At 69.7% G+C, this 17,106-nt stretch carries 14 protein-coding genes and 1 pseudogene; 6 read left to right on the forward strand and 9 right to left on the reverse strand.

Features of this window, described 5'->3' with window-relative positions; genetic code table 11:
* Nucleotides 1-19 precede the first annotated feature (19 nt).
* The 4 genes from rsmG (at nucleotide 20) to K9U37_RS03260 (ending at nucleotide 3,616) form a co-directional block, all read left to right on the forward strand.
* Nucleotides 20-724 (forward strand): 16S rRNA (guanine(527)-N(7))-methyltransferase RsmG, encoded by a 705-nt coding sequence (gene rsmG, locus K9U37_RS03245; RefSeq protein ID WP_243070500.1) that lies wholly within the window; start codon nucleotides 20-22, stop codon nucleotides 722-724.
* Nucleotides 721-1,683 (forward strand): ParA family protein, encoded by a 963-nt coding sequence (locus K9U37_RS03250; protein ID WP_243070501.1) that lies wholly within the window; start codon nucleotides 721-723, stop codon nucleotides 1,681-1,683. The genes rsmG and K9U37_RS03250 overlap by 4 nt, the downstream gene beginning before the upstream one ends.
* Nucleotides 1,680-2,654, forward strand: a complete 975-nt coding sequence (locus K9U37_RS03255) for a ParB/RepB/Spo0J family partition protein (RefSeq protein ID WP_243070502.1) — start codon at nucleotides 1,680-1,682, stop codon at nucleotides 2,652-2,654. The genes K9U37_RS03250 and K9U37_RS03255 overlap by 4 nt, the downstream gene beginning before the upstream one ends.
* A gap of 230 nt (nucleotides 2,655-2,884) precedes the next feature.
* Complete coding sequence (locus K9U37_RS03260) at nucleotides 2,885-3,616, forward strand: acetyltransferase (RefSeq protein ID WP_243070503.1); 732 nt, start codon at nucleotides 2,885-2,887, stop codon at nucleotides 3,614-3,616.
* A gap of 1 nt (nucleotide 3,617) precedes the next feature.
* Here K9U37_RS03260 and K9U37_RS03265 read toward each other — a convergent pair whose 3' ends face one another.
* From K9U37_RS03265 to K9U37_RS03300, 8 genes are all read right to left on the reverse strand, one after another.
* Nucleotides 3,618-4,865 carry an N-acetylmuramoyl-L-alanine amidase gene (locus K9U37_RS03265; protein ID WP_243070504.1) on the reverse strand — a complete coding sequence of 416 codons (1,248 nt, stop codon included), beginning with the start codon at nucleotides 4,863-4,865 and terminating at the stop codon, nucleotides 3,618-3,620.
* A gap of 196 nt (nucleotides 4,866-5,061) precedes the next feature.
* Complete coding sequence (trxA, locus tag K9U37_RS03270; RefSeq protein WP_243070505.1) at nucleotides 5,062-5,394, reverse strand: thioredoxin; 333 nt, start codon at nucleotides 5,392-5,394, stop codon at nucleotides 5,062-5,064.
* Nucleotides 5,391-6,368, reverse strand: coding sequence for a thioredoxin-disulfide reductase (gene trxB, locus K9U37_RS03275; protein WP_243070506.1), 978 nt, complete (start codon nucleotides 6,366-6,368; stop codon nucleotides 5,391-5,393). The genes trxA and trxB overlap by 4 nt, the downstream gene beginning before the upstream one ends.
* A gap of 97 nt (nucleotides 6,369-6,465) precedes the next feature.
* Nucleotides 6,466-6,972 (reverse strand): RsmA family anti-sigma factor, encoded by a 507-nt coding sequence (locus K9U37_RS03280; protein ID WP_243070507.1) that lies wholly within the window; start codon nucleotides 6,970-6,972, stop codon nucleotides 6,466-6,468.
* A 17-nt stretch (nucleotides 6,973-6,989) separates the two neighbouring features.
* On the reverse strand, nucleotides 6,990-7,517 hold the full coding sequence (gene sigM, locus K9U37_RS03285; RefSeq protein WP_243070508.1) for an RNA polymerase sigma factor SigM: 528 nt from the start codon (nucleotides 7,515-7,517) through the stop codon (nucleotides 6,990-6,992).
* A gap of 56 nt (nucleotides 7,518-7,573) precedes the next feature.
* Nucleotides 7,574-11,074 carry a murein biosynthesis integral membrane protein MurJ gene (murJ, locus tag K9U37_RS03290; RefSeq protein ID WP_243070509.1) on the reverse strand — a complete coding sequence of 1,167 codons (3,501 nt, stop codon included), beginning with the start codon at nucleotides 11,072-11,074 and terminating at the stop codon, nucleotides 7,574-7,576.
* Nucleotides 11,071-13,413 (reverse strand): hypothetical protein, encoded by a 2,343-nt coding sequence (locus tag K9U37_RS03295; RefSeq protein ID WP_243070510.1) that lies wholly within the window; start codon nucleotides 13,411-13,413, stop codon nucleotides 11,071-11,073. Before K9U37_RS03295 ends, murJ begins: the two co-directional genes overlap by 4 nt.
* Nucleotides 13,410-14,096 carry an NUDIX hydrolase gene (locus K9U37_RS03300; RefSeq protein WP_243070511.1) on the reverse strand — a complete coding sequence of 229 codons (687 nt, stop codon included), beginning with the start codon at nucleotides 14,094-14,096 and terminating at the stop codon, nucleotides 13,410-13,412. Before K9U37_RS03300 ends, K9U37_RS03295 begins: the two co-directional genes overlap by 4 nt.
* Before the next feature lie 145 nt (nucleotides 14,097-14,241).
* Here K9U37_RS03300 and K9U37_RS03305 point away from each other — a divergent pair, with 145 nt between their 5' ends.
* Nucleotides 14,242-15,687, forward strand: coding sequence for a CCA tRNA nucleotidyltransferase (locus tag K9U37_RS03305; RefSeq protein WP_243070512.1), 1,446 nt, complete (start codon nucleotides 14,242-14,244; stop codon nucleotides 15,685-15,687).
* Nucleotides 15,688-15,693: 6 nt separating this feature from the next.
* A complete protein-coding gene (locus K9U37_RS03310) occupies nucleotides 15,694-16,209 on the forward strand; it encodes a pullulanase (RefSeq protein WP_243070513.1) in 516 nt (171 codons plus the stop codon).
* Between the two features lie 40 nt (nucleotides 16,210-16,249).
* Here the strand turns inward: K9U37_RS03310 and K9U37_RS03315 are convergent.
* A pseudogene (locus tag K9U37_RS03315) lies at nucleotides 16,250-17,103 on the reverse strand (TIGR03084 family metal-binding protein).
* Nucleotides 17,104-17,106 lie beyond the last annotated feature (3 nt).

Here is a 17,106-nt window from a genome sequence, read left to right on the forward strand (position 1 = left end):
CCACGCCGAACCCCGGAGGATGTTTCACGTGAAACATGGCGACGTGCCGTCACCTCCGGCAGTTGCCGCGCAACTGTTCGGCGACCGGATCGGACTGGCGGTTCGCTATGCCGAACTGCTGGCCGGATCCGGTGTGGAGCGCGGTCTCATCGGTCCACGCGAAGTGGACCGCATCTGGGACCGCCACATTCTCAACAGCGTCGCGGTGGCAGAGCTGATCGAGCCCGACGCCCGCGTCCTCGACATCGGGAGCGGCGCCGGCCTGCCGGGTGTGCCCATCGCGATCGCCCGACCGGATCTGCGGGTGGCGCTGGTTGAGCCGATGCTGCGGCGCACCGAGTTCCTCGCCGAGGCGGTTGCGGCGCTCGGGCTGCCCGTGGAGGTGGTCCGCGGCCGGGCCGAGGAGCCCGCAGTGCGGACGCGGCTGGGTGGCGCCGACGCCGTGGTGTCCCGGGCGGTGGCCTCGTTGGGCAAAGTGACCCGGTGGAGCTTTCCGCTACTGCGCGCGGGGGGCCGGATGCTGGCGATGAAAGGCGAGCGGGCCGACGAGGAAGTCGCGGAGAGTCGCCGCGTGATGGTCGCGTTAGGCGCATCCGACGTCGAGGTGGTGAGATGTGGTGTGAGCTATTCGAGCCCGCCCGTCACTGTCGTCATAGCGGTACGGGGGGAGCGGGCGCCGGGCAGAAAGCGCGCGACGAAATCGTCGGAGAGAAGAGGACCATGACTGTCCCACCGAGCCCAACGGGCGGATCCGGCGGCGGGTCCCCGGATGTTTCACGTGAAACATGGAATCCGGCCGACGAGTTCGACACTCCGATCGCCGCAGCCGCCGAGCGGGCGATGCAAGTGCTGCACACCACCGCCGGACAGCTCCCGCGACCACCGCACCGCCGGGTGTTGGCGGTGGCAAACCAGAAGGGCGGCGTGGGTAAAACGACGACTGCCGTCAACCTCGCCGCCGCCCTCGCCGTGCAGGGGCTGAAGACTCTCGTCATCGATCTTGATCCGCAGGGCAATGCCAGCACAGCGCTAGGCATCAGTGACCGGCGGTCGGGGACACCATCGTCCTACGAGATTCTGCTGGGGGAGATGCCATTGCAGGCCGCGGTCCGGCAGAGCCCGCACAGCAAGCGCCTGTTCTGCGTGCCGGCCACGATCGACCTTGCCGGCGCCGAAATCGAACTCGTCAGCATGGTGGCCCGCGAGAACCGGCTGCGCAACGCGTTGGCAGCGCTCGACGAATCCGACTTCGACTACGTCTTTATCGACTGCCCACCGTCATTGGGTCTGCTGACCATCAACGCTCTGGTGGCCGCACCCGAGGTACTGATCCCCATCCAATGCGAGTACTACGCGCTCGAGGGCGTCTCGCAGTTGATGAACAATATTGAGATGGTGCGCGCGCACCTCAATCGCGGCCTGATCGTCTCCACCGTCCTCCTCACCATGTACGACGGACGCACCAAACTGGCGGACCAGGTAGCCTCCGAGGTCCGTCGGTATTTCGGCGACAAGGTGCTGCGGACTGTCATCTCGCGTAGCGTCAAGGTCTCGGAGGCCCCGGGCTACAGCATGACGATCATCGATTACGATCCGGGCTCACGGGGTGCGATGAGCTACCTCGACGCCAGTCGGGAACTCGCGACCCGCGGCACTTCGGCATCCATGGAGGCACAGTCATGACCCAGCCGTCGCGGCGCAAGGGCGGCCTCGGCCGCGGTTTGGCATCGCTGATTCCGACCGGCCCGGCCGATGGCGGTCCGCGGATGGGCGACGCGGCGGCCGACGCGGTATTCGGTAGCGCACAGGTCGAGGTTGAGGTCGAGAACGTCGGAGCGATCTACCGCGAGATCGACCCGTCGGCCATCGAGCCGAATCCTCGTCAGCCGCGGCAGGTCTTCGACGAGGAGGCGCTCGCGGAGCTGGTGCACTCGATCCGCGAGTTCGGACTGATGCAGCCGATCGTCGTTCGCGCGGTCCCGGAGGCCGCACCGGGCGCACCGCTCCGCTATCAGCTGGTGATGGGCGAGCGGCGCTGGCGCGCCGCCCAGCAGGCCGGCCTGACGAGCATCCCGGCGATCGTTCGCGAGACAGCCGAGGACAACCTGCTCCGCGACGCACTGCTGGAGAACATCCACCGTGTGCAGCTGAATCCGTTGGAAGAGGCGGCGGCCTATCAGCAGCTGCTCGAGGAATTCGACGTCACCCACGATGAACTCGCTGTCCGGATCGGGCGGTCCCGCCCAGTCATCACCAACATGATCCGACTCCTGCGGCTTCCGATCGCGGTCCAGCGCCGAGTCGCCGCAGGGGTGCTGTCGGCCGGCCATGCCCGGGCGCTGCTGGCACTCGAGGCCGGTCCGGAAGCTCAGGAAGAGCTCGCCGCGCGGATCGTCGCCGAGGGCCTGTCGGTGCGGGCCACCGAGGAGGCCGTCACCCTGGCCAACAGGGGGGACGGCAAGGCCCCGGCCCAGCCGCGGCGCAAGCCGATCCAGATGCCGGGGCTGCGGGATGTCGCCGAACGCCTCTCGAGTACCTTCGACACCCGGGTGACGGTCAGCCTGGGCAAGCGCAAAGGCAAGATCGTCGTCGAGTTCGGCTCGGTCGACGACCTTCAGCGGATCGTCGGCATGATGGACTCTTCGGCGGGCTGAGAACGCAGATATGACGACACCGGACAGTTCCGTCACTGTGACGCCAGCATGTTCTCGCGTTCGCTGCGCGCCCGTCTTCGAAGAGGAATCACACAGTGCCACAAAGCCTTTCGCCAATGACCAGCCGATCGGGCGGTTGCCAAGCCAGCACTGGCCCCCGTTGGGCGCGTCTCCTATCCTGGAGGGGCTGCTGCGCACGCCAGCGCACCTTGTGAAAGCCGGGGAAGCTAGTGTCCGTATTCATCGAGCCGCTGCAGCTCGAGGCGTTCGATCAACTTCCCAAGCATGCGCGCCAATGCGTGTTCTGGGAGGTCGACCCCGCGACCCTCGGCGCGGGGGAGTACCTGCCCGACCCGGAGTTCGAGAAGGAAGCGTGGCTGTCGATGGTCATGCTCGAGTGGGGCTCGTGCGGCCAGGTCGCGGCCATGGCTCCCGCCGAGGGATCCGGCGGTGATGACGAAGGGTCCTGTCTGGGCTACGTCCTCTACGCGCCGCCTCGCGCGGTGCCACGTGCCCAGCGTTTCCCGACCGGACCAGTGAGCGCCGACGCAGTTTTGCTCACGTCGATGGGAACCGAGCCCGGCTATGCCGAGGGCCTGCCGCATTCGCTCATCAGCCAGGTCGTCAGCGAGCTGGTCCGCCGCGGCGTGCGAGCGCTGGAGGCCTTCGGTCGCACTGCCGATACCGCCGAGCTGATGGGCGCCGAGATCGCCGATCCCGAACTGCGGCCGGCCGTCGAAGCGCTGGGGGACTGCTCCTTCGACCAATGCATGATCTCGGCCGACTTCCTGCTCGATGCGGGCTTCACTGTCGTAGCCCCGCACCGCTACTTCCCGCGGCTGCGCCTGGAACTCGACAAGGGACTCGGCTGGAAGGCCGAGGTGGAGGCCGCACTCAAGCAGCTTCTGGACAGCGCACAGCTGCAGCAGCCGGTGGGAGCCGGCGCGGACGTTCGCAGCTGAATCAGAGGGCGTGCCGCGCCTGCTCGGCGGCCTGCTCGTGGGCCAGCAACTCGGCGAAGGTGTAGGTTCCGGTGGGCCGGTCGTTCTTGCCTAGCAGGTACAGCCGCTTCACGGCGGCCAGGATGCCCTCGGCGATGGAGTCGCGAGTCTGCGGAGTCACCAGCATGGCACGATCACGCGGATTGCTGATGTAGCCGACGTCCACCTGGACGGTGGGCATGCGGGTCAGACGCAGCAGATCCCAAGTCCGGCCGTGCGTGCGGCAGTCACGTAAACCGGTGCGCGCCACCACTTCTCGCTGAATGAAGTCGGCGAGATTGCGGCCGATGGTGGACACCGAACCGTGCGAGCTACCGAAGTAGAACGAGGCGACGCCGTTGGGCGACGGGCTGGGCTGGGTCTCGCAGCGCAGGCTGATCATCAGGTCCGCACCGACGCTGTTGGCGGTCACGGCGCGCTCGCCGTCGGACGGGCTGCGGTTGGCCGGACGTGACAGGAACGTCTCCATGCCGATTGCGGTCATCCGGCCCTCGAGCCGACTTGCCAAGTCCCACGAGATATCTGCTTCGCTGATGGGTCCGTCGGGGCCGTTGGTGATCAGGCCGTGGTCGTTGCCGCCGCGGCCCGGATCGATGATGATGCGCTTACCCGACAACCGCGGGCCGGAGCGGCGGACCTGCTCCTCCTCACGGATGGCGTGCAGCGATCCGCCGGTGACCCGCGAGCCTAGAAAGTACAAGGAGCGCAACGTTTCCGGGCCGCAGATGCCGTCAGCCGACAGCCCGTACTCGCGCTGGTAGGACATCAGCGCACTGTGGGTCTGCAGGCCGAAGTGGCCGTCCACCAGCGCGGTATAGAAGCCGAGATCCTGCAGCCGGCCCTGCAGGGTCGCCACGTCGTCGCCGTACATCGGCGCGCCGAACTGGTGCAGCAGGGTCCGTGCGCCCAGGCGGTAGGAGGCCTCCCGCAGCGCGCGATAGGTGGCCTCACCGACGATGCCGTCGACGATGAGACCGCGACGCTGTTGGAACGCGCGCACGGCATGGTCGAGTTCGGCGTCGAACAGGTCGGCGGCTACGTGCCGTCCGGTCGTGAGATCCTCATCCGGATTCTCCAGCAGACCCAACGCGGCCAGCGCGGCCCGGATCTCGACCACGGCGCTACTGCGGTCACCGTGGCGCAGCGGCTCAGCCGGGCCGGTGCGATGCCATGAGGCATCGTCCGCGGCGCCGTGGTCCAGACTCGACATACGAGGGCCCTTCGGTGACCGTGGTCAGCGGTGATGCGCGCTGACGGTTGCAGAGGCTAGACAGCATTCTCGCAGAAGCGGACCGCATTCCGGAAAACGGCAGGCGCGGCCGCCCATAACGGAATGGTCTCGACCAGTGGGTCTCGCGATGACGCTCAAACAGATGTCTTCGCGCCGAGACCGCTCGACCGGCGGCCTAGACGACGTCAGCGATCTCCCGCAACAGCGCAGCCTTACCTCTGGCTCCGACGATCCGCTTCACCGGCTGACCGTCCTTGAACAGGATCAGGGTCGGGATCGACACCACCTGGAAGTCGCGGGCCGTCGATGGGTTCGCGTCGACGTCAAGCTTGGCCACCCGCAGCGCGCCGGCCTTCTCGGTGGCGATCTCCTCCAGAACCGGGGCCACCATCCGGCACGGCCCGCACCAGGTGGCCCAAAAGTCCACCAGCACAGGGGTATTGCTGGCCAGGACGTCGTCGGCGAACGAGTCGTCGGAGACGATTACGGTTGCGCTGTCGTCGCTCATCGTTGTGCTCCAATCATCTTTCCGGCGGCGCCGGATTCGTGTGCTACGGCCAACCAGCGTTCGGCGTCGATCGCGGCCGAACAGCCGCTGCCGGCCGCGGTGATGGCCTGCCGGTAGGTGCGGTCGACGAGGTCGCCGGCGGCGAACACGCCCTCCAGCGAGGTGGCGGTGGTACGGCCCTCGACCAGGACATAGCCGTCGGGGTCGAGGTCGACCGCGCCGCGCACCAGGTCTGACCGGGGATCGTGACCGATCGCGACGAACACGCCGGTGACGGGCAGGGTGGATTCCTCGCCGGTGACGACGTCGCGCACCCGCAGGCCGGTGACCGTCGTGTCACCCTCGACCGCGAGCACCGCGGTGTTGGTCAGGAAGGTGATCTTGTCGTTGTCGCGGGCGCGTTCCAGCATGATTTTGGACGCCCGGAACTCCTCGCGCCGGTGCACCACGGTGACGCTGCGGGCGAAACGGGTCAGGAACGTCGCCTCCTCCATAGCCGAGTCACCGCCGCCGATGACGGCGATGTCCTGGTCCCTGAAGAAAAAGCCGTCACAGGTGGCGCACGCGCTCACGCCACGGCCGAGCAGTTCCTGCTCACCGGGCACGCCCAGGTAGCGGGGAGCGGCACCCATCGCGAGGATGACCGCGCGGGCCAGATGCGTCTCGCCGCCCGCGGTCACCACCTCCTTGACAGGACCGTCCAGTGACACCGACTCGACGTCCTCCATCTGAAGGTCGGCGCCGAAGCGCAGGGCCTGCTCGCGCATCTCGTCCATTAACTCGGGCCCGGTGATGCCCGAGCGGAAGCCGGGGTAGTTCTCCACCTCGGTGGTGGTCATCAGCGCGCCGCCGAAGGTGGTGCCCTCGAACACCAAAGGATTCAGCTGCGCCCGCGCGGTATAGATGGCCGCGGTGTAGCCGGCGGGTCCTGATCCGATGACGATGACGTCATGGACTGTAGGGGTGGCGCTCATTTCAGCCTTTCTGCCGGGTCCCGGTGCCTGCGGAGGCGGGTGCCTCCAGGGCACCCGGTCAAACAACAGGGTAGGCCCGGCTGTTCCCCGCCGTTGACTATGGGCGGCCGACGGTCGTGTCGGCGATCAGCCCGGTGTCGGCCGCGCTGCAATTGGGCGAGACCGCCAGCGCGACCAGCTCATCGGGGCGATCGCCGGGCAGCACCAGCAGGACGGCCGGCCGGCCGCCGATCTGCAGTGGCTGGGCGCCCAGGACCTGCAGCGAGCCGGGGTAGCCGAGGCCGCTCAGGCAAGCGGCGCGGCGCTTCGGGTCGCTCAGCGGACCGAACTGTGGGCTGCGGCCGACCAGGGCGGCCAGCTCACGGCCCGACAGCGGCACCTTCGGTGTGACGGTGATGGTGCTGGCACTGGTCCGCGAGCTGACGGTGCCACCGGACGGGCGCAACAGCGCCGCGGTGCCGATACCGACAGCGGCGAGCACTGCGGCCGCCCCCATCAAGGCCGCCGCCAGCCGTCGGGTGTTGCCGGCTGGACGGGCGGCGTGTGCGGCCCCACCCGGGGCGGCCGGTGCGACCGTGTGCGTCGGGTCGTCGCTGGGCTGCACCTGACCAGTGTGCCGGGTCAGGACCCGAGCAGGACCGCTAGGCGGGCGCGCGCCCGCGCGCAGCGGCTCTTCACGGTGCCTTCGGCCACGCCCAGCGATGCGGCGGCGTCGGCCACCGAGTAGCCCAGCATGTCGACCGCCAGCACCGCCACGCGCTGGTTCACCGGCAGGCGCATCAGGGCCCGGTGCACCAGAATGGCCGCCTCCACCTGGCCGGTGCGGTCACCGATCGTGCGGGTGTCGTCGTCGAGCGCGGTGGTCGGGTGGGCTTTGGCGCGCCGCAGCTGGTCCAGGCAGGCGTTGACGACGATGCGGTGCAACCAGCTGCCGACGGCGGCGTCGTGCCGGAACGACGAGGCCCCGCGGTGGGCGGCGAGCATGGCGTCCTGCAGCGCGTCGTCGGCGTCCTCGGCGCATCGCGTCGTGGTGCGCGCCAGCCGGTAGAGGCGGCCGTGGTGGCGGTGGAACAGTTCCGCGAACGCGTAGCGATCGCCGGCGACGTGGGCGGCCAGCAGGTCGGCGTCGGTACGGGAAGAACTGGGCACGGCCGGACGGTATTCACGGCCGCCGGGCCGCGCACTTCACCCCGGTCAGGAAGCTGTTAGGAAACGGCCTTGACGCTCAGTCCGGAGATCTCGGTGCGGTTCTTGCCGTCGGTGGTGCCCATCGTGGAGATCCACACCAGCAGGTAGGTCGTCGGCGAGGACGCGTTGACCTGGATGGTGTTGGACCCCGGCTTCAAGGCGGTGGCCTGGGTCAGCACGGTGGTGTCCTCGAGGCTGGCCGGGCTGGCGCTGGACGCCGAACGGATCTGCACCTGCGTTCCGGTGCTGGGCACCGTCAGCGAGACGCTGCCGACGGTGGTGGGCTGCGGCAGCTGCAGCAGCAGTCCGACGCCGTTTTTGAAGTTCGGGAACGGCGTGGGGTCGGTGTAGGTGTCCGTCACCCAGCCAGAGCCCGCGCTTCCGGTCAGGGCGAGGTCCGCTTTGTCCGGGTTGTCGGCGCCGCCCTGCGGGGAGAAGACAGTCGCCTTGACGGGTTTGACCGTGGCGCCGGAGACCGACGGGCTCTGATCCTGTGAGGCCGACGGGTTGAGCCCGAGCTGGTCGCCTTTGAGACCGCCGCCGACGTCACCGAAGATGCTGCTGAGCACCGAGGCGAGCACGATCAACGCGATGACCAACACCCCGGCGCCGATACCGACACCGATCAGTAGGTTGCGCTTGCGCCGGGCCTGCGCCTCGGGATCGTCCTGGGTGGGCGGCTGTGCGCCGACTGGTGCGGCCGCGCCGATCGGCTCGATGAGATCGGTACGGTCGGCCACGGCCGTCGCCTGCTGCAGCAGATTCAAAAGTGTTGCCGCACTGCGGATTCCGCCACCGGATTGAATGGAGCGGGCGGCGGCCGCGGAGATCTGGAAGGGGATTTCGCGGTTGACGACGCGAGGCTCCAGCGGCTCGCCGGCCGGACCCTTCTCGGCGGCCTCGAGCCCGCTGGGCGCACCGGGCTCCGGCAGCGGCCAGCGATCGACCAGCAGCGCGTACAGTGCGGCGCCGATGCCTCGGATGTCGTCTTCGGGGGTGGCGCCGGGCATGGTCGCCGGGAACGCCAGCGCGACGTCGCCCTCGATACTGACCCGGACCCGACTGGGGTGATCGATCGACAGCGCGACGCCGGCCTCATGCGCTGCGCCGGCCGCGGCCGCCAGCGACTGGATCGCGCGCGCCGCGCCGATCGGGGACGGTGAGGTGTCGGCGACTTCCTTCAGAGAGCCGCCGCGGATCCACTCCGACACCACCAGTCCGCCCGATCCGGTGTTGGCCACGTCGAGCACGCGGGCTACCCCGGGCCGTTCGACGCGGCTCAGTTTGAGGGTGCGGGCCAAGATCTCTCGGACCTGCTCGTCCGGCAGGGTGCGGTCGGGGTCGACGAAGGTCAGTGCCACCTGCCGGTCGAGTGCGGTATCGAGGGCCTGCCAGAACTGCAGGCCCGGCGGCCCGCCGTGGGGCACCAGCAGCCGGTAGCGGCCGCCGCCGACGGTGGCGCCGGGGATGAGATGGGCATCCTGCTCGAACGCGATCGGCTCCCGGGTCGGATCACCGGCGAAGTCCTGCCGGGCGTTCGGCGCCCTGGGCGGCACCGTGTCGCTCCTGCCCGCCCCGGGCGGCACCGTGCCAACGCTCACATCGGGCGGAACATCCGGCTGGAAGTCGTCGGCGGCCTGCCGCGGAATCTTCGTCGTCGCGTCACCGGGCGGACCGACAGGGGGCGTGCCCGAGGGTTGGTCGCTCACCTCCGGTCCTTTCCCCATCCATGCTCCGGCGTTGGCCGGAGGCCCGAACCGCAGTGGCGCAGACCCGGCTCCGGACGAACTGCTGCGCTCAGAATACGTGACCGGGTTATTCGCAGGAGGCGGGACGAGCGTGGCAGTTGAGGTACCGGCTACAGGTGGGGTTCGGGTGATCCGGCGTTTGACGGCGCCCGAGGCGGCTACCGCCTCGGGAACCCGGGCCGCCAGCATCACCGCGGCGAGGATCGGCAGCATGATCACGCCGAGCACCAGCAGCCGCAGCAGCGACCCGGCGCCGCCGGCGTGGACGGTCAGCGCCTGCAGACCGAGCAGCCGGTCGACGACATAGGCGACGAGGCCGGCCAGCAGCGAGGCGGCGGTGGTCACCAGGATGGTGCGGATCACGTCAAGGTCGAGCAGGCGGCCGCGCGGCGGCTTCAGCGACCGGCTCAGCAGGACGTATCCCAGGGCGGCGCCGGCCAGGAAACCGGTGCCGTTGGCCGCGCCGAGGTAGCCGGCTACGAGTTCCTTGTCGTCGGTCAGGTGGGGAGCCAGCAGCGAGGCCGCGATCTTGACGCTGGTGATCGCGATGATGATGAGAATCGGCGTCCACGGTTGCTCGCGGGCATAGAACACCCGCAGCTGCAGCAGGACCAGCGCATAGGGGATCAGCGTGAACGACGACAGCGTGATCGCAATGCCCAGATAGTTGGCGTCGACCTCACCGAACTTGCCGTAGGCGAACAGGGCGCTGCCCGTTGCCGGGCCCCCGACCGTCATGAACGCGACGATCGGGATGAGGGTCACCATGGTCAGCCGGGTGGCCAGGGCCAGATCGGCCAGCACCGCGGGGATGTCGTCGGCCGCGGCGTTGCGGCTCAGCCGCGGCATCACCACCGTCAACACCGTCACGCCGATCATGCCGAACGGCAGCATCAGCACCAGCCAGGTGTAGTTATAGATCGCCGGGCCGGAAGCCGCTGCGGTACTGGCGATCTGGTTGCCCACCACCAGGCCGATCTGACTGATGAGCACATAGAGCACCATCGCCGCCGCCATGGTGCCGAACTTCTTGAGGCGGTCGTCGATACCCCACAGCGGCCGCAGGCTGATTCGTTCGGCGCGGATGGCGATCAGCAGGACCGCGGTCTGGGCCACCACCCCCAGTGTCGTGCCGATCCCGAGGACCAGCAGTTTGGCGTTGCCCATCTGCACCGGATCGACCGAAAGCGGTCCCGGCATAATCAGATACAAGCCCAAAGTCGCGATCGCGACGATGTTGTTGACTACCGGCGCCCACGCTGGTGGTCCGAAAACGTTGCGATTGTTCAGGATTGCCATGAACACCGAGGACAGACCGTAGAAGATCACCTGCGGCAGAAGCAGATACGCGAACGCGGTGGTCAGCGGCTGGTTGACCTGCGGGTCGCGGCCGAGCATCAATCGCACCAGCAGTGGTGCGGCGGCCACCGAGATCAGCGTGGCCACCAGCAGCAGGGTCGTGGCCAGTGTGACCAGTCGCCGGACGAAGGCCTCGCCGCCGTCGGGGTCGTCACGCTCGGCGCGGGCCAGTACCGGAACGAAGATCGCTGTGAACGTGGCCTCCAGCACCAGCGCGGCGATCAGGTTCGGCAACTGGTTGGCGACCGTGAACGCGCTGGACAGCGCGGCGCCGAGGATCGCGGCGAGGAGCACGATGCGAGTGAAGCCGGTGATGCGGCTGACCAGGGTTGCGAACGCCATGCCCCACGACCGGGACACCACCGCGGCGTCGGACAGCTCGGCGACCGGCCGGCGGGGCGGAGGGGTCATTCCTCGCCGCCGGTCGGATGCGGCCGGCGCGGCCGGTCGAGGTCGGCGGGGTCGGGTTCACCGCGGAAGCGGTGGTAGAGCCGCCGGCCGACGAGCAGCGCCAGCACGACCGCGCCGGACAGGGTGATGGCGAACAGCACCTTGCCGTAGGCGTTGGAATGCACCGACAAGCGCACCGGCTCGCCGAGCTGCAGCCCGTCCGGGGTGCGCAAGGTGACGTCGACGGCGACGCGCTGGGTGAAGTGCACCTCGATGGGCACGCGCAGCGGCAGATAACCCGGCGGCACCTCCTGCTCGCCGAGGTCGGTCACCTTCATTCCGGGCGGGGCGTCGACCTGCAGCCAGACCCGGATGGGCACGGCAAGGTCATTGCGCACCGCAAGCGGCAGCGGGCTGTGCTCGGTGGCCAGGGTGTAGGAGCCGCCGGGGTTGACGATGGTGACCGCGCCGAACAGGTCGGTGATGGTCCTGCCGACCACGGCCAGCCGTTGACGGGCAAGGTCGTTGCGGGTCCGCGGGGACTCGGTCTGGCTCAGCGCCCGCAGCATGTCCTCGCGCAGCGGGGCGGTGTACTGCTGGCCGGTCAGTCCGGTGCGCGGGTCGGTGGTCAGGGCGGCGGTCAATCCCCGCAACCGGTCCGCCTGCCCGCCGATCGTCTCCACGACGTCGTCGTCGAATCGGCCCCGGACGTCATCGGGGGACGGGGGGCCGGGGTTCTCCCCCGGGGGCATCGCAGCGGTCTCGCTGACCAGAGCGGGCAGCGGCCGAGGGGCGGCCAGTCCGGAGCGGATCGTCGTGGCCAGCGCGGTCAGCATGGCCTGTGCGTCGTCGGGCTGCGGGCTCCACTTCAGCGGCGGCAGCAGGATCTGGGTGCGCGGCTCGGTCTCCGGCCGCAGGGCGCGCCACAGCATGGCGGCGAGCGCGTCCTGACGGCGGGCGATGGTGGAGTCGTGGTTGAGCGGCACGGTCAGCGACGGGTCGACGTAGGTCGGTAGGTCCGGGTCGGTGCCGACGCCGGCCAGCGCGGCGCCGACGGCCGGGTCGAACGGCGCCACCACAACCTGATGCGACAACCGGTGCGGGGTCAGGTCGGCGATCATCGGCTCGCCGGTCGAGGAGTCTTGGGCGGTGATGCTGGCGGCCGCGACGGCGACCGTGGCGCCTTGGCCGTTGAGCAGGTCGAGCGCCGGGGCGGTCAGCGGGCCGTCACCCAGAATGGTGACGCCGCGGGTGGCGGTGACGCCCAGAATCTGGTCGATGACCTTGCCTGCGTTGGTGGTCGCCGCGGCGGCCAGCCCGCCGTCACCGACCCGCCGCAACGCCCCGAGGTCGGCCTGGGCGTAGGGAGTCGGCGCGACACAGATCCGTTTGGCCAGCGCCCGCAGCCGATCCAGCCAGGCGGTCGCCGCGGCCTGCCCCGTACCCGGGTGCGAGGCCGTCCCCATCCCGTCGGGCGAGTCGGCTACCACGTAGCCGGCTGTCATGGCGTTGACGGTCACCAACAGGTCGGGGTCGATGGTCAGGCACAGCGCGCGGGCGACCTGTCCGTCGGGATCGACAGCCGGGCTGGTGGCGAAATCGGCGGCCGACAACAGGGTGTCGAGCCGGCCGCCGCTGGCTAGCGACACCGCCAGGTCGTCGTTCATCAACCGCACCGGTGTGGTGCCGCCGGGCACGCCGGGTGCCAGCCGCGGCTTGTCCGCCAAAGGCCAAAGCATCGTCACCGCAACGGGTTTGGCGGTGTCCGGGGCGACGACGTCGGCCACCGCATCGCCGGTGGAGTTGGCCGGATCCGCCGGCACGCCAAGGACCGGCAGTAGGAAGCGGGCGTCGTCGAGGCGGGCGGCCTCGCCGAAGTCGGGGGTGCCGTTGACGTTGACCAGCAGCGGGTAGACGCCGGGCTTGTCGACGCCGAGCGAGGGCACGGCGTCTCCGCGCAGCGGGTAGGAGAACGTGAAGCCGACGGCCCGGCCGCGCGGGATCTCCGCTGCGATGTTGGTGAAGTCGCCGACCGGTTGGTACGCGTCGGTGCTGCCGTCGAGGGTGGTTCGCAGGCCCGACGACGAGGTCACCGCGACGGCGTGTTCGAGGCGGGCGACGACGTCGCGCACCGGACGGTCGCCGACGTTGGTGATGGTGCCGGTGACGGAGAGGGTCGGCTCGCTGGTGGTGGTCACCAGATCGGGTGTGACGGCGTCGATGCGGACGTGCAGGAAGGGCGCGGAGCTGGGTTCGCCGGCGGCGGCGGGCGCCGCGGTCGTGGGTAGGCCCAGCAGGGCGAGCAGTCCGACGATCAGCAGGTACCGCGCCGCGCCGCCGGCGCGGCCGCGTGCCGTCACGTTCCCGGTCCGCAGCCGTTCGTCCGCGGCCCGGACTGGCGCGGCCCAGCCTCGTCGGAGCGACGGTTGCGGGTGTGCGAATGCGTCTGCGGGCGTCGCCGCGGTGCGAAGCGCGGCAGGGGCGGCAGCGCCGCCGGGCCGTCGGACTGCAGAAGTTCGATCAGTTCCCCGGCCACTTGGGCCAGCCGGCGCTCGTCGGCGTAGGCGAGCCGACGGGGCAGTTCGTCCAGCGGCACCCACGCCACCTCGGTGACCTCGAGGTCCTCGTCGCACAGCTCGCCGCCGGAGAACCGCATCAGATAATGATGGACGGTCTTGTGGACGCGGCGGCCCTCGGTGACGAACCAGTAGTCGATGCTGCCCAGCGCAGCTAGGACGTGACCCTGGATGCCGGTCTCCTCAGCGACTTCGCGGATGGCCGTCTGCTCGGCGGTCTCGCCCTGTTCGATATGCCCCTTGGGCAGCGACCACAGCATGCGGCCGCGCCGGTCGACCCGGCCGATCAGCGCGGCAACTTGTGCTTCGCGGGGACCGTCGATGTTGTCGATCACCAAGCCGCCGGCCGAGGTCTCGGTTTCGGCGGCGTGGTTGTCGGCTGCGACGTGCTCCGGCGGACCGGCCGCGCGTCGGCCACGGCGCCGACCCCGGCGCCGTCGTGGTTTGGCCTGTTCGCCGTCCGACACCCAAGCGATAGTAGCTGGCACGCGATGACCCACCGTCCCGCACTCGCCGGTAGCCGCCTGCACCGTCGGACTGCTCGGCCTCTCCTTCGTCCTCCTGCTCAGGCGGCACGCCGCCTGTATCGTCGGACTACTAGGCTGACCCGACGTGTCCGAAACCCCCCAGGACGTCGAGTTGCTCGCGCGGGCGCTCGTCGAGCTCAACCGGCAGGGCGAACTGCTCGGTGAGCTCGGCGCGCTGTTCGCTGCCGCGGGCCGTGAGCTTTACCTCGTCGGCGGCAGCGTGCGCGACGCCGTCCTGGGTCGGCTGACCACCGACCTCGACTTCACCACCGATGCCCGGCCCGAGCAGGTGCAGCGAATCGTGCGGCCGTGGGCCGACGCCTTGTGGGACACCGGCATCGACTTCGGCACGGTCGGGGTGGGCAAGGCCGGCCAGCGGGTGGAGATCACCACCTTCCGCGCCGACAGCTACGACCAGGTGTCGCGCCATCCGCAGGTGCACTACGGCGACAACCTCGAGGACGACCTGGTGCGCCGCGACTTCACCGTCAACGCGATGGCGGTGCGCATCACCGCCGACGGCCCGGGGGAGTTCATCGATCCGCTCGACGGTCTGGCGGCGGTGCGGATGCGGGTCCTCGACACCCCGGCCAAGCCCTCGGTGTCCTTCGGCGACGATCCGCTGCGGATGCTGCGGGCGGCGAGGTTCGTCTCGCAGCTGCAGTTCGGGGTGGCCGACCGGGTCCGGCAGGCGATCGAGGAGATGGCGCCGCAGCTGGCGCGCATCACCGTCGAACGGATCGCCGTCGAGCTGGACAAGATGCTGCTGGGCGCCGACCCGGTCGCCGGGATCGACCTGATGGTGCAGACCGGCATGGGCGAGGTGGTGCTGCCGGAGATCGGCGGGATGCAGATGGCCATCGACGAACACCATCAGCACAAGGACGTTTACCAGCACTCGCTGACGGTGCTGCGCCAGGCGATGGCGTTGGAGGACGATCCCGACCTGGTGCTGCGCTGGGCGGCACTGCTCCACGACATCGGCAAGCCCGCCACCCGCGAGCACGAACCCGACGGCGGGGTGAGCTTCCACCACCACGAGGTCGTCGGCGCCAAGATGGTCCGCAAGCGGATGCGCGCACTGAAGTACTCCAAGCAGATGGTCGACGACGTCTCCCAGCTGGTCTATCTGCACCTGCGATTCCACGGCTATGGCGACGGCAAGTGGACCGACGCAGCGGTGCGCCGCTACGTCGCCGATGCCGGCCCACTGCTACCCAAGCTGCACAAGCTGGTGCGCGCGGACTGCACCACTCGCAACAAGCGGCGTGCGGCGCGGCTGCAGGCCAACTACGACGACCTCGAGACGCGCATCGCCGAACTGGCCGCCAAGGAGGACCTCGCGCGGGTGCGCCCCGACCTGGACGGCGACGAGATCATGCAGCTGCTGGACATCCCGCCGGGCCCGCAGGTCGGTCAGGCCTGGAGATTCCTGAAGGAGCTGCGGCTGGACCGCGGCCCGCTGTCCCGCGAGGAGGCCACCGCCGAACTGCTGTCGTGGTGGAACGAGAAGGGCTCGCGCAGCGTCTGACTGTGCATGGACTATTGCCTGGGACCCGGGGACGGCACCGCGGCGATGTTCAGCGGGCGGCCCGACTTCGACCTCGACGGAAACGGTGAATTCGATTCTGTGCGAATCGATTTCGACGGAGACGGCGTGTTCGACGACGCGCTGGCCGACTTGGACGGGGACGGTCTGGCCGACCATGCCGCCCTGGATCTGGACGACGACGGCACCGCCGAGAGTCTCTACACCGACGACGGGTCGGGCACCTGGGCCATGACTTCCATCGGCCCGGTGGGGCCGTTGCGGTGGTTCAGTCTGGACGGGGCGGAGCACACCGGCGAGGGGCCGGCCGACGTCGACGGCGACGGCAGCCCCGACCGGTTGTTCGACGTCGACCGCGACGGTGTGGCCGATCGGGCGCTACGGACGACCGACGGGACGGCCGGCGTCGGATGGGTGGACACCGATGGCGACGGGCGCTGGGACGTCAAGCTGATCGACACCGATGGCGACGGCTCGGCCGACGACGCGACGGCACTCGACTAGACCGTGGGCACCGCGCACACGCCCCTCGGAGTTCCGCTGGTCACCAGGAACACCGATGACGTCGACCAGCTCGGCGTCGAACTACTGGCGCGTTGACGAGCTGGCCTGTCACCGCCGGAGATGTGTGCCGCCAGTATGGATCTGGCGCAGCACCACCGACACCGGCACCGCGGTCGCGATGCGTTCGAGTTGCCACCACGTTGAGCTCAGCGCGCGGCCGTCGCTGGGTGACCAGGTAGCAGAAGTCGACTGCGGACCCCGTGACCCGCTGCGCGCCGTCCTCGGGACCCCACGTCCACGCGCCCCCGTCGGGTGCACTCAACTCCACCCGGAACGGTTCGGCGGGCGCGGCGAGCCCGTGGACGGAGAACGCGAAGTCGCGGGTCCGCACGCCCAGGTGGGCAATCGACTTCAGCCGCGCGGTCGGCCGCACCGCCACACCCAGCGTGTCGGCGACGTCGAGGCCGTGTGCCCAGGTCTCCATCAGCCGCGCGGTCGCCGTGGACGCAGCGCTCATCGGCGGGCCGAACCACAGCAGCTTGCGTCCGTCGGCCACGGATTGCAGCTCCTCGTGCAGCCGGGTCCGCGTCTGGCGCCACTGGACCAGCAGCTCGTGAGGCGGCGTGGTCGCAGTCAGTTCCTCGGCGGCCTTGTCGAGAAGCCCAGCGGGTCGGCCGCGGCGGCGGCGAGCATGTCCCCGAAGGCGGCCTCGTCGGTGATCGACGTCAGGGCCGCCCGATCGGTCCACCACAGGTGCGCGATCTGGTGTGCGATCGTCCACCCCGGAGCGGGGGTGGGCTGTGCCCAGCCGGCCGGGGTCAGCGGGCTCACCAGAGAGTCGAGGGCGTCGCTCTCATCCCGTAGATCGTCGATGATCTCGTCGGCGGTGCTCATGGC

Origin of the sequence: Candidatus Mycolicibacterium alkanivorans (assembly GCF_022760805.1) — a bacterium.
In the GTDB taxonomy this organism is placed as follows: domain Bacteria; phylum Actinomycetota; class Actinomycetes; order Mycobacteriales; family Mycobacteriaceae; genus Mycobacterium; species Mycobacterium alkanivorans.

Excerpts from the sequence above, each read along its gene's own strand:
- trxA (WP_243070505.1), bottom strand. The coding sequence starts at position 5,394 with ATGAGCGACGACAGCGCAACCGTAATCGTCTCCGACGACTCGTTCGCC.
- K9U37_RS03255 (WP_243070502.1), top strand. The coding sequence starts at position 1,680 with ATGACCCAGCCGTCGCGGCGCAAGGGCGGCCTCGGCCGCGGTTTGGCA.
- trxB (WP_243070506.1), bottom strand. The coding sequence starts at position 6,368 with ATGAGCGCCACCCCTACAGTCCATGACGTCATCGTCATCGGATCAGGA.
- murJ (WP_243070509.1), bottom strand. The coding sequence starts at position 11,074 with ATGACCCCTCCGCCCCGCCGGCCGGTCGCCGAGCTGTCCGACGCCGCG.
- rsmG (WP_243070500.1), top strand. The coding sequence starts at position 20 with ATGTTTCACGTGAAACATGGCGACGTGCCGTCACCTCCGGCAGTTGCC.
- K9U37_RS03265 (WP_243070504.1), bottom strand. The coding sequence starts at position 4,865 with ATGTCGAGTCTGGACCACGGCGCCGCGGACGATGCCTCATGGCATCGC.
- K9U37_RS03310 (WP_243070513.1), top strand. The coding sequence starts at position 15,694 with ATGGACTATTGCCTGGGACCCGGGGACGGCACCGCGGCGATGTTCAGC.
- K9U37_RS03250 (WP_243070501.1), top strand. The coding sequence starts at position 721 with ATGACTGTCCCACCGAGCCCAACGGGCGGATCCGGCGGCGGGTCCCCG.